The 12,721-nt window shown below is 56.9% G+C and carries 14 protein-coding genes; 9 read left to right on the forward strand and 5 right to left on the reverse strand.

Features of this window, described 5'->3' with window-relative positions; all coding sequences use genetic code 11:
* From AAAB35_RS23390 to AAAB35_RS23415, 6 genes are all read left to right on the forward strand, one after another.
* A partial coding sequence (locus AAAB35_RS23390; RefSeq protein WP_340670674.1) for a hypothetical protein occupies window positions 1–257 on the forward strand: 257 nt, incomplete at its 5' end.
* Window positions 233–565 (forward strand): phasin family protein, encoded by a 333-nt coding sequence (locus AAAB35_RS23395; protein WP_340670675.1) that lies wholly within the window; start codon window positions 233–235, stop codon window positions 563–565. The genes AAAB35_RS23390 and AAAB35_RS23395, both read left to right, overlap by 25 nt.
* 202 nt (window positions 566–767) lie before the next feature.
* Window positions 768–1,121: an ATP-dependent Clp protease adapter ClpS gene (gene clpS / locus AAAB35_RS23400; RefSeq protein WP_113481921.1), complete on the forward strand. Its 354-nt coding sequence runs from the start codon at window positions 768–770 to the stop codon at window positions 1,119–1,121.
* 6 nt (window positions 1,122–1,127) lie between these two features.
* The gene (gene clpA / locus AAAB35_RS23405; RefSeq protein WP_340670676.1) at window positions 1,128–3,590 is read left to right on the forward strand and encodes an ATP-dependent Clp protease ATP-binding subunit ClpA; all 2,463 of its coding nucleotides are present in this window, start codon (window positions 1,128–1,130) and stop codon (window positions 3,588–3,590) included.
* 151 nt (window positions 3,591–3,741) lie between these two features.
* Window positions 3,742–4,419 carry an AzlC family ABC transporter permease gene (locus AAAB35_RS23410; RefSeq protein ID WP_340670677.1) on the forward strand — a complete coding sequence of 226 codons (678 nt, stop codon included), beginning with the start codon at window positions 3,742–3,744 and terminating at the stop codon, window positions 4,417–4,419.
* Window positions 4,416–4,763: an AzlD domain-containing protein gene (locus tag AAAB35_RS23415; RefSeq protein WP_340670678.1), complete on the forward strand. Its 348-nt coding sequence runs from the start codon at window positions 4,416–4,418 to the stop codon at window positions 4,761–4,763. Before AAAB35_RS23410 ends, AAAB35_RS23415 begins: the two co-directional genes overlap by 4 nt.
* Before the next feature lie 71 nt (window positions 4,764–4,834).
* On the opposite strand, the gene AAAB35_RS23420 is transcribed toward AAAB35_RS23415, so the two are convergent.
* From AAAB35_RS23420 to AAAB35_RS23440, 5 genes are all read right to left on the reverse strand, one after another.
* Window positions 4,835–6,418, reverse strand: coding sequence for a GMC family oxidoreductase (locus AAAB35_RS23420; RefSeq protein ID WP_340670679.1), 1,584 nt, complete (start codon window positions 6,416–6,418; stop codon window positions 4,835–4,837).
* Window positions 6,419–6,735: 317 nt separating this feature from the next.
* On the reverse strand, window positions 6,736–7,173 hold the full coding sequence (locus tag AAAB35_RS23425; protein WP_340670680.1) for an HIT family protein: 438 nt from the start codon (window positions 7,171–7,173) through the stop codon (window positions 6,736–6,738).
* Between the two features lie 80 nt (window positions 7,174–7,253).
* Window positions 7,254–8,438 carry a GNAT family N-acetyltransferase gene (locus AAAB35_RS23430; RefSeq protein WP_340670685.1) on the reverse strand — a complete coding sequence of 395 codons (1,185 nt, stop codon included), beginning with the start codon at window positions 8,436–8,438 and terminating at the stop codon, window positions 7,254–7,256.
* A gap of 114 nt (window positions 8,439–8,552) precedes the next feature.
* On the reverse strand, window positions 8,553–9,272 hold the full coding sequence (locus AAAB35_RS23435) for a glycerophosphodiester phosphodiesterase (RefSeq protein WP_340670681.1): 720 nt from the start codon (window positions 9,270–9,272) through the stop codon (window positions 8,553–8,555).
* 2 nt (window positions 9,273–9,274) lie between these two features.
* Window positions 9,275–9,739 carry a RidA family protein gene (locus tag AAAB35_RS23440; protein WP_340670682.1) on the reverse strand — a complete coding sequence of 155 codons (465 nt, stop codon included), beginning with the start codon at window positions 9,737–9,739 and terminating at the stop codon, window positions 9,275–9,277.
* A 176-nt stretch (window positions 9,740–9,915) separates the two neighbouring features.
* On the opposite strand from AAAB35_RS23440, the gene AAAB35_RS23445 reads away from it, so the two are divergent.
* The 3 genes from AAAB35_RS23445 to tsf all read left to right on the forward strand — a co-directional run bounded on the left by AAAB35_RS23445 (window position 9,916) and on the right by tsf (window position 12,701).
* Window positions 9,916–10,680 (forward strand): cell envelope integrity EipB family protein, encoded by a 765-nt coding sequence (locus tag AAAB35_RS23445; protein ID WP_340670686.1) that lies wholly within the window; start codon window positions 9,916–9,918, stop codon window positions 10,678–10,680.
* Window positions 10,681–10,878: 198 nt separating this feature from the next.
* Window positions 10,879–11,661, forward strand: coding sequence for a 30S ribosomal protein S2 (gene rpsB / locus AAAB35_RS23450; RefSeq protein ID WP_340670683.1), 783 nt, complete (start codon window positions 10,879–10,881; stop codon window positions 11,659–11,661).
* A gap of 116 nt (window positions 11,662–11,777) precedes the next feature.
* On the forward strand, window positions 11,778–12,701 hold the full coding sequence (gene tsf, locus AAAB35_RS23455; protein ID WP_340670684.1) for a translation elongation factor Ts: 924 nt from the start codon (window positions 11,778–11,780) through the stop codon (window positions 12,699–12,701).
* Window positions 12,702–12,721: the final 20 nt, after the last annotated feature.

Below are 12,721 nucleotides of genomic sequence, written 5' to 3' on the forward strand. Positions count from 1 at the left end.
GGTGGGTTCTCGTTGATGATCTGACGCATCAGATTGATTTCGTGAACTTTATCCGTATCAGCGTTACCAAAATGTTTATGGTAACCGCCGCGTTGACGATTTCCCCCGTCTTTATCGAAAAATTTACCGGAATGTTGCACTGCAACATAAAATTGACTTCTTGTGCAGTGCACACTAGATCAATCGCACAAACAACCGTCGCACCAACAACCAATGCGTGGAAGGATGCATCATGGCTACTCCGTTCGAAACACTGAATGAATCCAGCAAGGATTTCATTAACAGCACGATGAAGAGCGTATCGGCGCTCAGCCAGGGTTTGCAGGCAATTGCAAACGAAGCCGCCGACTATTCGAAGCGCTCATTCAACGAAGGTTCGATTCTGTTGGAAAAGCTCGCCTCCACCAAGTCGGTTGAGCAGGCGTTCGAAGCACAAAGCCTTTTTTCGAAGAAGGCCTATGAGGGTTTCGTCTTTCAGGCTGCGAAGTTCGGCGAACTCTACGCTGATCTTGCGAAGGAGGCGTACCGGCCTTACGAGGTAGCAGTCGCGAAAGTCGGCAAATAGACCGAAACATACCAACAGGCCCTATCAGAAAGTCCGGTTGCCCGCGCAGCCGGACTTTTTTTGTTCCGGTATGACAAATGGCCCTTTGCAACGGCAACTTGATATTGCAAGCTTCGGGAGAGGGCTTAAAATCGGCTCGGTGTGACCTACATAGAATGCATGGAGCGACAAATAGCTATCAGGAATGCGGGTGTCTGAAGAGATGAAGCGGTTTTCACCCATTATGCAGGATGAGGACAAGGGTGGCGGCAATGGTCCCGGACGTGGCACGGCTGTCATTACCCGGACCAAACCAAAGCTGAAAAAACCCAGCCTTTATCGCGTGTTGCTTCTCAATGACGATTATACTCCGATGGAGTTCGTCATCCATGTTCTGGAGCGTTTCTTCCAGAAGAACAGAGAGGATGCCACACGCATTATGCTCCATGTGCACAATCATGGGGTCGGAGAATGTGGTGTCTTTACCTATGAGGTCGCGGAGTCCAAGATGACTCAAGTCATGGACTATGCGCGGCAAAACCAACATCCGCTGCAATGCGTGATGGAGAAAAAGTGAGGTTTCATGCCATCTTTCTCACCTAGTCTCGAGCGGGCCCTCCATCAGGCGCTGACAATCGCGAACGAGCATCATCATGAATATGCGACGCTGGAGCATCTGCTTCTGGCGCTCATCGATGATCAGGACGCGAGCAGTGTCATGCGCGCCTGCAATGTCGATCTCGCTCAGTTGACGCGAACGGTGACTGACTATGTCGATCATGAGCTCGACAATCTCGTGACCGGTTATGACGAGGATTCAAAGCCGACCGCTGCGTTTCAACGCGTCATCCAGCGCGCTGTCATCCATGTTCAGTCGTCGAATCGCGAGGAGGTGACGGGAGCCAACGTCCTCGTCGCTATCTTCGCCGAGCGGGAGAGCCATGCAGCGTTCTTCCTGCAGGAACAGCAGATGACGCGCTATGATGCGGTCAACTATATTTCCCATGGGATCTCGAAGCGCCCCGGCGCATCCGAGCCGCGGACGCCGCTTGGAACGGAAAGCAATAATGAGGAGCATCACACTTCGGAATCCGAAGAAGGTACCAAGAAGAAGCAGGATGCCCTGACCGCTTATTGCAACAATCTCAACGAACGGGCGAAAGCTGGAAAGATCGATCCGCTGATCGGCCGTGACCAGGAAATCAGCCGTACGATCCAGATTCTGTGCCGTCGCTCGAAAAACAATCCGCTTTATGTCGGTGACCCTGGCGTGGGCAAGACAGCCATTGCCGAGGGGCTGGCCAAGCGTATCGTCGAAGGCAAGGTCCCCAACGTGCTCAAGGATGCGACAGTCTTCTCGCTGGATATGGGCACCTTGCTCGCCGGTACCCGCTACCGCGGTGATTTCGAGGAGCGTCTGAAGCAGGTGATCAAGGAGCTCGAAGAGTATCCAGGTGCGATCCTGTTCATCGACGAAATTCACACGATCATCGGCGCCGGTGCCACTTCGGGTGGTGCAATGGATGCATCGAACCTGCTCAAACCCGCGCTGTCTTCAGGGTCAATTCGTTGCATTGGTTCAACGACTTACAAGGAGTTCCGCCAGTTCTTCGAGAAGGACAGGGCGCTCGTGCGCCGCTTCCAGAAGATCGATGTGAACGAGCCTTCGATCCCGGATGCGATCGAGATCATGAAAGGTCTGCGGCCCTATTTCGAAGACTTCCACAAGGTCAAGTACACTGTGGAAGCGATCAAATCCGCCGTCGAACTTTCGGCCCGCTATATCAACGACCGCAAGTTGCCCGACAAGGCAATCGATGTGATCGATGAGACGGGTGCCAGCCAGATGCTGCTGCCCGAGTCGAAGCGCAAGAAGTCGATTGGTGTCAAGGAGATCGAAGCCACGATCGCCACCATGGCTCGCATCCCGCCTAAGAGCGTGTCAAAGGACGATGAAGCGGTTCTGTCCAATCTCGAGGCGGAACTGAAGCGCGTCGTATACGGCCAGGATCTCGCCATCGAAGCACTGTCCTCGTCGATCAAGCTCGCAAGGGCGGGTCTGCGCGAACCGGAAAAGCCGATCGGCTCCTACCTGTTCTCCGGCCCGACCGGCGTCGGCAAGACCGAAGTCGCCAAGCAGTTGGCGCACTCACTCGGCGTCGAGTTGCTTAGGTTCGATATGTCCGAGTACATGGAGCGTCATACCGTATCGCGTTTGCTTGGCGCGCCTCCCGGCTATGTCGGCTTTGACCAGGGCGGTCTCCTGACCGATGGCGTCGACCAGCATCCGCATTGCGTGTTGCTGCTCGATGAAATCGAGAAGGCGCATCCGGATCTGTTCAACATCCTGTTGCAGGTCATGGACCATGGGAAGCTGACGGATCACAACGGCAAGCAGATCGACTTCCGCAATGTGATCCTAATCATGACGACCAATGCGGGTGCCTCGGACATGGCGCGGGCTGCGATCGGCTTCGGCTCTTCGCGGCGCGAAGGCGACGACATGGAAGCGATCAACCGGTTGTTCACACCGGAGTTCCGCAACCGTCTCGATGCGATCATTCCATTCGGGCCGCTGCCGGTTCCTGTCATCCACCAGGTGGTGCAGAAGTTCGTCATTCAGCTTGAGGCGCAACTCGCCGATCGCGGCGTGACGTTCGATCTGCAGCAGGACGCCATCGCCTGGCTCGCCGACAAGGGCTACGATGACCGGATGGGCGCACGCCCGCTGGCGCGCGTCATCCAGGAGCACATCAAGAAGCCGCTGGCCGATGAGGTGCTGTTCGGTAAGCTGAAGAAGGGCGGCACGGTCCGCGTTTCAGTTGCCGAGAAGCCTGATGGGTCGCGTGGGCTGGTCCTAGACTATGTGGCCGATGAGGTTGTGGTGAAGCCCAAGAAGGAGATACCCGTCGAGAAGAAGCCGGTAGCAAAGCGCAAACCGGCCCCTAAGAAGCCGGCGCTTGAGAAGGCCGGTGTCGGACTTGCAACGAGCGAACCGCATGTGCTGCGCAAGGCCTCGGTGCCGAAAGTGCCACGCAAGAAATAACAGGAAAGGCCGCCGTTGAGCGGCCTTTTTCTTGCCGGTTCGTCTGCTTGCCTTTATCGCTGGACCCATGGCTGATTCCGCGTTTCCCTCCCATCCGCCGGAAGAAGAAGATCTGGGAAGCCGCCTCTCGTGGTTTCTTTCGGGCGCATCAATGATTCGCACGATTCCCGCGCTCATCCTGATGACTGCCCATGTGGGCTTTGCCGGGCTTGCCAGCGAAAGCGGTGTAACAATCACTGAGGCAATGTTCATGGTGGCGATGATCTGGGCATTGCCTGCCAATATCGTCCTGATCGGCGCTATCTCCGGCGGATATTCGATTCTAGGTGCGGCGGTCGCCGTCGCGCTTTCTTCCATCAGGTTCGTACCGATGGTGGCCGCCTTCGTGCCTGAAATGCGCGGGCCGAAATCGCGGAAGATCGTGCTGCTGTTTCTCTCACACTTTATCGCCGTGACCGCCTGGGTACTCGGGATGGAGCATCTCCGGAACGTTCCGGTCAGGATGCGGACGACCTACTTCGCCGGTCTTGGCATAACGCTCACCACCGCTAACACGCTCGTGGTCGGGGTCGTCTATTTCCTTTCGACCGACTTTCCGCCACTCGTATTTGCCGCGCTGTTTTTCCTTACGCCGATGTATTTTCTTGCATCGCTCTGGGGCTCGGCGCGTGATCGCACCGTCCATGTCGCCATGGTTTCCGGCCTGCTGCTCTTCCCGTTCATACACCATGTGGCGCCAGCCTATGATCTGCTTCTCACCGGTCTTGCAGGGGGAGCCGTAACGGTGGGCTATCTGCGCTGGACGAAAACGCGAGGCGGAGCGTCATGACCTGGCAGAGCTTTGAGGCCTGGTGGTGGCCCTATCTCTTCATTCTTCTGGCCGGTTGGTTGCCCACTGATATATGGCGGTGGTTTGGCGTCCTTATTGGCGGACGCGTGCGCGAGGATTCGGAGGCACTTGTGATCGTCCGCGCTGTTGCAACGGCGCTCGTGGCGGGCGTCATCGCACAACTGATCCTTTATCCGAGCGGGTCACTCGCGCAATCCTCCGTATTCTTGCGCATCGGCGCGGCTGCCGCGGGTTTTGTTGCCTATCTCAACTTTGGCCGGCGCGTCATTGTCGGCGTCGTCGTTGCCGAGATCATCCTGATCGCCGGGCTAACATTGGCGTAAAAGCCAATCGCATCTGCGACCTTGATTGCCTCACATTTGCGAGAGACCTCGCCGTTGCTGTACTTTCCTCGTTAGGACGCTGGCATAGTCTGAAATGAAAGGGCTTGGCCGTTGTTCGCGCTATTGTGACGCTGAAGTCCCCGTTGTGCGTTGATGTGATCGGCGAGACGCAACGCGAGCGCAACGATCGTTAATGTCGGCATGTCATTGCCGCATGTAGGAAATATTGAACTTCCAGCAATGTGCAGGTTGTGCATGAAATGCACCTTGCAATTCTTGTCGACGACGCCCTGGCGAGGATCAATATGCATGCGCGTGGTACCCATATGATGATTGCATCCAATGACGGGCAAAGGTCGCCCGTGGTCGGCGTCGTCGAGGTCGACATATCCCAGGCCGGTATTGGCAAATTGATCCCGCATAAGCTCAAGCATTCGCAAATGCGTACGCTTCTCGAGATCGCCGATGCGCCAATCGAGATGCGCCCGATGGTAGCCTAAGCGATCGCGGTTCAGCGAGAGCGTGACCCGGCTATTTCTGTCTGGCGCAGGCTCAACGACAGTCTCAATCTGGAAATGGTCCGACTTTGCGGCAAGTTTCAGCCTGCGATACAGCAACGAGGTCATAAGGTTTGGACTTTTGCGAGCAACGGCCGCAAACGTCTGCAACTTGATGTCCCGATAATGCCGCGCCCGGATGGCATCGTAGAGTTCGTGAAACTTCTCGGTGAGTTCGCTGTCTTCGCCCGCGCGGCACGCGCGGAAATATGTCCGGCACTGCAGTAGACCTTCACGGCGCTGACGCTGCTCGGACAAGGCGAGATGCGCGCTGGCGCTGGTGCCTTCCACCGAGAGCCGCGGATTGTGATAGGTGTAGCGGGCGTCATAAAAGCGGAACTTGTCGGCATCACCCGCGGGGGTCAATTGGCCATGGCGGATACGCGGATGCTCCATGAAATAGCGACCAACGAGGTCATTCTGGTTGCCGAGTCCGCGCGGATCCACGTCGTGCGACAGAAGCATGAGTCGCGCGTTCTCGATGCCGCCCGCTGCAAGGATGGTATGGTTTGCGCGCACGAAGAATCGTTGGCGCGAAGCCGACAAGACCTGAACACGCTGGACTGTCGTCGCATTGCTGCACGTGTCGAGCTGCACGACACTGGCATTGAGGATCACACGCGCACCTTTGGCCGATGCGAGTTCGGTATGATAATCGCGCCCAAACCGCGTCGGCGGACTGAACTTGCTGACGATCGTTTCAAACGACGATCCATCGAGGTCAAGAAGGCCAACCTGCTTGCCAAGGCGATCGTGCCAGAACTCCGGCTCAAACCCATGATGATTGACCTGAACAAGGTCGCTCGCGCGGCGGTAATAGGGCTCGACCTCGGAAAGGCCAAATGGCCAACCACTGTTTGGGACCCAGTCACGATGTTCAAAATCTAGACCTATGAATGGACGTATCCAGCCGCCCCAACAATTCGAGCTACCCCCAAGCCGGCGGGTTCGGGTCGACTGCAGATCATATGGAAGGCCTGCATTGTCACCTTCATAGAGAGACTGAGATTTTGTGCTTGGCTTAAGCCCGCCACCCTCGAGAACGCAAGCGGTAATCCCGTTGCGTTCGAACTCAAGTGCAAGTGTGATTCCCGCCACACCACCTCCAATGATGCAAATTTCTGCATCCAGAGTGCACCCACTCGGCAATTCTCCAGCATCGATCAACATTGGTGACCCGCCCCCGCAAAGCCAGAAACTCCAATGCTTGTGCAACCCCGCACAAGCAGAAGTATGTATCTTGCTGGAGCGGCGTCAGAAAAAACACATATACATCGGACTATTGGTGCCCGACCAATTATGGAGGGATCATCCAAAAGTCTGCATCTGATTATGTACCGAGAAGCTAATTAGATCGTTTAGGCTCGCCGGAAGCCTATCTTGATTCATTATCGGCGATCTGCATATTCAGCGCATCAACCTTCTTGCTCCAACGCCTGCCGGATCTTTTCTGCATTGGCAGCGAGGATAGTTTGATCCTCCATCTGGCCCGTATGTGCTTTCAGGGGGATGCCTTCAAAGCGGGGGATCACGTGGAAATGCAGGTGGAATACCGTCTGGCCTGATGCGGGCTCATTAAACTGCATGACGGTGACGCCATCGGCATCGAAAGCTTTTTTGACCGCCCGCGCGAGCTTTTGGGTGGTAGCGACGACCGCAAACAGATGTGCTGGCTCAACATCAAGCATGTTGCGATATGGAGCCTTGGTGATGGCGAGGCAATGGCCCTTGCCCTGCGGCATGACATCCATAAAAGCATAGGTGTCAGCATCCTCGTACAGTTTGTGCGCGGGAATCTCACCGCGCAGGATTTTGGCGAACACATTGTTGTTGTCGTAGGGCTGGTTCATCATGCACCTGTATCACCGGGAAATCGGCTGCGATGTTTGCCAAGGCGAGCGCGCTAGTCAAGCACGGTTGCAAAAATGCACCGTCAGCGATCTGCTTTCTTGAACGGTGCATGCTCGTTGAGCGCCTCGCCGACGAGCGCAACATCGCTCCGCTCGTGGCGCAGGAAGTCATTGACCGCACGCCGCAGCCCGTCATGGGCGATATAGTGGACCGAGTGAGTCGTGACTGGTAAATAGCCGCGGGCAAGCTTGTGTTCGCCCTGCGCTCCGGCCTCGACGACGCTGAGCTTTCGCTCGATGGCGAAGTCGATAGCTTGATGGTAGCAAACTTCGAAATGCAGGAAGCGGTGATCCTCGATGCAGCCCCAGTGCCGGCCGAAAAGCCGGTCGGAGCCGATGAAATTGATCGCGCCCGCAATGTATTTGCCTGCCCGCCGCGCCATCACCAGCATGACGTCTTCCGGCATGCGTTCGCCGATCAACGCGTAAAACTCGCGGTTGAGGTAGGGGCGACCCCATTTGCGGCTGCCCGTATCCATGTAGAAGGCAAAGAAATCGTCCCAGACCTTCTCAGTTATATCAGTGCCCGTGAGACGTTCGATGATGATGTCGTCGGCGACTGCTTCGCGACGTTCGCGCTTCAGCGCCTTGCGCTTGCGTGAGGCGAGGGTTTCAAGAAAGTTATCATAACTCTCGTAACCCTCGTTGAAAAAATGGAACTGCTGATCGGTGCGATGCAGGTATCCTGCGTCCGTGAAGGCAGTGAGATCGTCGTCATTGACGAATGTCGAATGTGCCGACGATACGCCCATCTGATCGGCGAGTTGCCGCAGGCCGTTGGCGAGCGCCGTTCGCACAGCGGCGGGGTCCCAGTCCCGATGGACGAGAAGGCGAGGGCCAGTCACCGGCGTGAAGGGAACGCTTGCCTGAAGCTTTGGATAGTAACGCCCGCCCGCGCGCTCGAATGCATCGGCCCAGCCATGGTCGAATACATATTCGCCCTGACTATGGCCTTTCAGGTAGCATGGGATGGCGCCGATGAGGTTGCCGCTGTCATCGTCAAGGCGGAGAAACTGCGGTAGCCAACCTGCGCGCCGTTCAACACAGCCTGAATCTTCAAGCGACGATAGAAAGGCGTGGGATAGAAATGGATTATAATCGGGCTCACCCCGAGCCGTGCCGCGGAGCCTTGACCACTCCTCGCGCGTCACTGCGCCAATATCCTCGCATGCGCGCAGGGTGAAATCGCCTCGATGAAAATCGTGCATCGTTGGGTTGGTCCTGGCTTTGCCGAAAAGCCCGCGGGCCGGCAGGACGCCGGCCAAGCTGCCTTTTCCCTAAGCTAGGTATTCCGTGCGGCGATGCAAGAGGAGGGTTTGCTCCTATACGGCGCGCGGGTCGAAGCCTTCAAATGTGATCTGATCGACCCACGCATCGCTTGTTGCCTTGTCGGCGACGCTTCTCGCTGTCCATGAAATCACGGGGAGGCCCAGTTTGGCCCTTACGAACTTGACGAAGCGATTATCGAGATGGTGCACATTATAGGAAACGAAATCGATGCCGTACGCGAGCATCGAGAAATGCGCCTCGAGTTCGGCGTCACGGAGACCCTCGGCGATAAGACCGGCCGGTACGCCCGGTGCATCCTTGCCGAAAAGCCGGATAAGATGATGGTCGAACGACATGATTGCCGCTTTTCCCGCATAGCTCGCGAGATCATCTGCTACCGCCGCGACGAGACCGTCGTCGCGGCCTGGTATGCCTTTCAGTTCGACGACGATCGGAACCCGACCGCCGATGAGATTGAGCGCCTCTGCAAGAGTCGGAACATGGTCGTCCGTGCCGCCGACTCGCAGCGTCCTTGCCTCTTCGACCGTTACCTCACCTATATTGCCTTTCCTCCCGGTCACCCGGTCGAGTGTTCCATCGTGAAAGACGATTGCCTTACCGTCGGCCGAGAGGTGCACGTCGCATTCGATGGCGTAGCCCGCGCCGGCAGCGGCCTCGAATGCCGAAAGCGTATTTTCCCAGCGCGTGCGATTGAGGTCATGCAAACCGCGATGCGCGATCGGCACCTCCCTTAGCCAGTCAACCGAAGTCATGGTCAGCGGACCTCGATGATGGCTTCGACTTCGACCGGAGCGTTCAAGGGCAGGGCAGCGGTCCCCACCGCAGAACGGGCGTGGCGGCCGGCATCGCCCAAGACGGCGACGAGGAGATCTGAAGCGCCATTCGCTACAAGGTGCTGCTCTGTGAAATCCGGCGTGGATGCGACAAAAACCGTGATCTTGACGATCCGCGCTATCTTTTCGAGATCGCCGAGCGCCGCCTTCGCCTGCGCGAGAATGTTGATAGCGCAAGCCCGTGCTGCCTCCTGACCTTCGGCAACTGCCAGTCCCGCACCGAGGAGGCCGGTATGGATCAGCTTTCCCTGTGCGAGCGGCAATTGCCCGGAGGTGAGCAACAAGCTGCCGGTCTGGGCAAACGGCACATAGTTTGCTGCAGGCGCCGCGGCGAGGGGCAACTCTACGCCGAGTTCTTTCAAGCGATTTTCGATGGTGCTGCTCATGAGATCTCTATCCTTATATTTCGGAATCGTACGAATGTGACAGAAGTTGCGATTTTTGCCTCGCTTCCGCCAAGAGTTTTTTTAATATGCGCGTTCTAATATGGAGAATCTTGTCTATGCGCGTCTTGTCCGCCCTCGTTTTCAGCCTCGGTGCCTTTGGTCTGACCGCCCCAACCATGGCATTCGCCGCTGGAACACCGACCCTTGTCCCCCATCGCGCCATTTATGATCTGAAGCTGGACAGTGCCCAAGACAGCAGCGGCATAACCGGCCTGACCGGCCGCATGGTCTACGAGTTCAACGGTTCGGACTGTGAGGGCTACACCACGAATTTCCGCTTCGTGACGCGTGTCGACATGGAAGAACAGCCGCAGCGCGTGACCGACCAGCAGACAACGACCTATGAGTCCGGCGATGGCGGCAAGTTCCGTTTCGTCAACAAAACATTTGTCGACCAGAGTCTCACCAAGGAAGTGCGCGGCAATGCCGCTCTCCTGAAGGACAAGACGGAAATTTCGCTGACTAAGCCGGAAGCCCTCAAGGAAGATTTGGAACTGTCGCAATTCCCAACCCGTCACATGCAGGAATTGATCGAAAAGGCACTTTCCGGTGAAGTCTTCTACCAGACGAAGCTCTTCGACGGTTCCGAGGATGCCAACAAGGTGATGGCAACGACCGTAGTGATCGGGAAGTCGTCGCTTTCTGATGGTGAGGACGAGACCAAGCATATGGGTCCGCTCGCCAAGGAGAACACCTGGCCCGTATCGATCGCCTATTTCGATGAGAGCGAGAAAGCCGAGGGTCTGCCGAGCTATCGGATCAATTTCAAGATGTACCGAAACGGCATCACCCGTGATCTGAAAATGGATTATGGCGATTTCTCAATGACCGGAAAGCTTGTCAATCTGCAGCTTTTCGACATGCCGAAGTGCAAGAAATAACCAGATCGCTATCGTAACGTCGCTCGGGGTTTCGGCTTTTATTGCCGACGCACTTGCGTTTGTCGCGATTATCGACTAACAGCCGCAGCATTCCACACACGGGATTTGGGTTGATATCGGGAGAAATCCGATATGGCCTCCGGTGGCGGGTATCCCGCCTCTTTCCTGTGGAGGTTAAACCGGAAAAGGAAAATAGAGATGGCATTGCCTGATTTCAGCATGCGTCAGCTCCTCGAAGCTGGCGTTCACTTCGGCCACCAGACACATCGCTGGAACCCGAAAATGGCACCGTACATTTATGGTGACCGCAACAACATTCACATTCTTGACCTGGCCCAGACCGTTCCGCTGCTGCATACGGCTCTGAAGAAGGTTTCCGACACCGTGGCCCGTGGCGGCCGCGTTCTCTTCGTCGGCACCAAGCGTCAGGCTTCGGACATCATTGCCGATGCTGCGACCCGTTCGGCTCAGTACTATGTCAACGCTCGCTGGCTCGGCGGCATGATGACCAACTGGAAGACAATCTCCAACTCGATCCAGCGTCTGCGCAAGCTCGACGAACTTCTTGCTAGCGAAGCCCAGGGCTTCACCAAGAAGGAACGCCTGAACCTCGATCGCGAGCGCGAGAAGCTCAACCGCGCCCTCGGCGGTATCAAGAACATGGGTTCGACCCCGGATCTCATCTTCATCATCGATACCAACAAGGAAGCCATTGCGATCCAGGAAGCCAAGCGTCTTGGCATTCCGGTCGTTGCAGTGATCGATTCGAACTGCGATCCGGACCAGATCGATTTCCCGATCCCGGGCAATGACGATGCGTCCCGCGCAATCTCGCTGTACTGTGACCTCATTGCCAAGGCTGCTCTCGACGGCATCGCCCGTCAGCAGGGTGCACTCGGTGTCGATCTCGGCGCCCAGGAAGAAGCACCGGCCGAGCCGGCTCTCGAAGCCCCGGTACAGGAAGGTGAAGCCTCCGCGTGAGGCTTCATACACCCGTCTTATCGGGTGATTAAAAACGATTCGATTGGCGCATGACGCGCCGCAAAGTTGGCATGCTGGTTCGCCAGTGTGCCTTCGCTTTGAGAAGAGGCGATCTAATGAGCATTTCCGCATCACAGGTAAAAGAACTCCGCGACCTCACAGGCGCCGGCATGATGGACTGCAAGGCAGCCCTTGCCGAAACCAACGGCGACATGGAAGCCGCTGTTGATTGGCTGCGCAAGAAGGGTATCTCCAAGGCCGACAAGAAGGCAGGCCGCACGGCTGCCGAAGGTCTCGTCGGCGTAGCGTCGAACGGCGCCAAGTCCGTTGTCATTGAAGTCAACTCGGAGACCGATTTCGTTGCCCGCAACGACGCTTTCCAGGATATCGTTCGCGACGTTGCGAGCGTGGCTCTCACGACGGACGGTTCGACCGCCGCCGTTGCCGCCGCGACCTATCCTTCGACGGGCAAGTCGGTTGTGGACTCGATCAAGGACGCCGTAGGCACGATCGGTGAGAACCTTTCGTTCCGCCGTTCCGCCGCGCTGAGCGTCAGCCAGGGCGTCGTCGCGACCTACATTCACAACGCCGTTTCCGACGGCCTCGGCAAGCTCGGCGTACTCGTCGCAATCGAGACCGCTGGCAATACAGAAGCCGCACAGGCATTCGGCCGCCAGGTCGCCATGCATGTTGCTGCAACAAATCCGCTCGCCCTGACTGCGTCGGAAGTCGATCCGGCCGCCGTAGAGCGCGAAAAGGCGATCTTTGCTGACCAGGCCCGCCAGTCCGGCAAGCCCGAGAATATCATCGAGAAGATGGTCGACGGCCGTATGCGCAAGTTCTACGAAGAAGTTGTCCTTCTCTCGCAGGCTTTCGTCATCAATCCGGACCTGACTGTCGAAGCAGCGCTCAAGGAAGCTGAGAAGTCGATCGGCGCACCGGCCAAGATCACGGCCTTTGCCCGCTTCGCTCTCGGTGAAGGCATTGAAAAGGAAGAAAGCGACTTCGCGGCAGAAGTTGCTGCAGCTGTGAAGAAGTAATCTTACGCGACTGAATTCAA

It is taken from the genome of Phyllobacterium sp., from assembly GCF_037994425.1.
In the GTDB taxonomy this organism is placed as follows: domain Bacteria; phylum Pseudomonadota; class Alphaproteobacteria; order Rhizobiales; family Rhizobiaceae; genus Phyllobacterium.

Excerpts from the sequence above, each read along its gene's own strand:
- AAAB35_RS23445 (WP_340670686.1), top strand. The coding sequence starts at position 9,916 with ATGGCATTCGCCGCTGGAACACCGACCCTTGTCCCCCATCGCGCCATT.
- AAAB35_RS23430 (WP_340670685.1), bottom strand. The coding sequence starts at position 8,438 with ATGCACGATTTTCATCGAGGCGATTTCACCCTGCGCGCATGCGAGGAT.
- AAAB35_RS23425 (WP_340670680.1), bottom strand. The coding sequence starts at position 7,173 with ATGATGAACCAGCCCTACGACAACAACAATGTGTTCGCCAAAATCCTG.
- AAAB35_RS23395 (WP_340670675.1), top strand. The coding sequence starts at position 233 with ATGGCTACTCCGTTCGAAACACTGAATGAATCCAGCAAGGATTTCATT.
- AAAB35_RS23410 (WP_340670677.1), top strand. The coding sequence starts at position 3,742 with ATGATTCGCACGATTCCCGCGCTCATCCTGATGACTGCCCATGTGGGC.
- rpsB (WP_340670683.1), top strand. The coding sequence starts at position 10,879 with ATGGCATTGCCTGATTTCAGCATGCGTCAGCTCCTCGAAGCTGGCGTT.
- AAAB35_RS23415 (WP_340670678.1), top strand. The coding sequence starts at position 4,416 with ATGACCTGGCAGAGCTTTGAGGCCTGGTGGTGGCCCTATCTCTTCATT.
- tsf (WP_340670684.1), top strand. The coding sequence starts at position 11,778 with ATGAGCATTTCCGCATCACAGGTAAAAGAACTCCGCGACCTCACAGGC.
- AAAB35_RS23440 (WP_340670682.1), bottom strand. The coding sequence starts at position 9,739 with ATGAGCAGCACCATCGAAAATCGCTTGAAAGAACTCGGCGTAGAGTTG.
- clpA (WP_340670676.1), top strand. The coding sequence starts at position 1,128 with ATGCCATCTTTCTCACCTAGTCTCGAGCGGGCCCTCCATCAGGCGCTG.
- clpS (WP_113481921.1), top strand. The coding sequence starts at position 768 with ATGAAGCGGTTTTCACCCATTATGCAGGATGAGGACAAGGGTGGCGGC.
- AAAB35_RS23435 (WP_340670681.1), bottom strand. The coding sequence starts at position 9,272 with ATGACTTCGGTTGACTGGCTAAGGGAGGTGCCGATCGCGCATCGCGGT.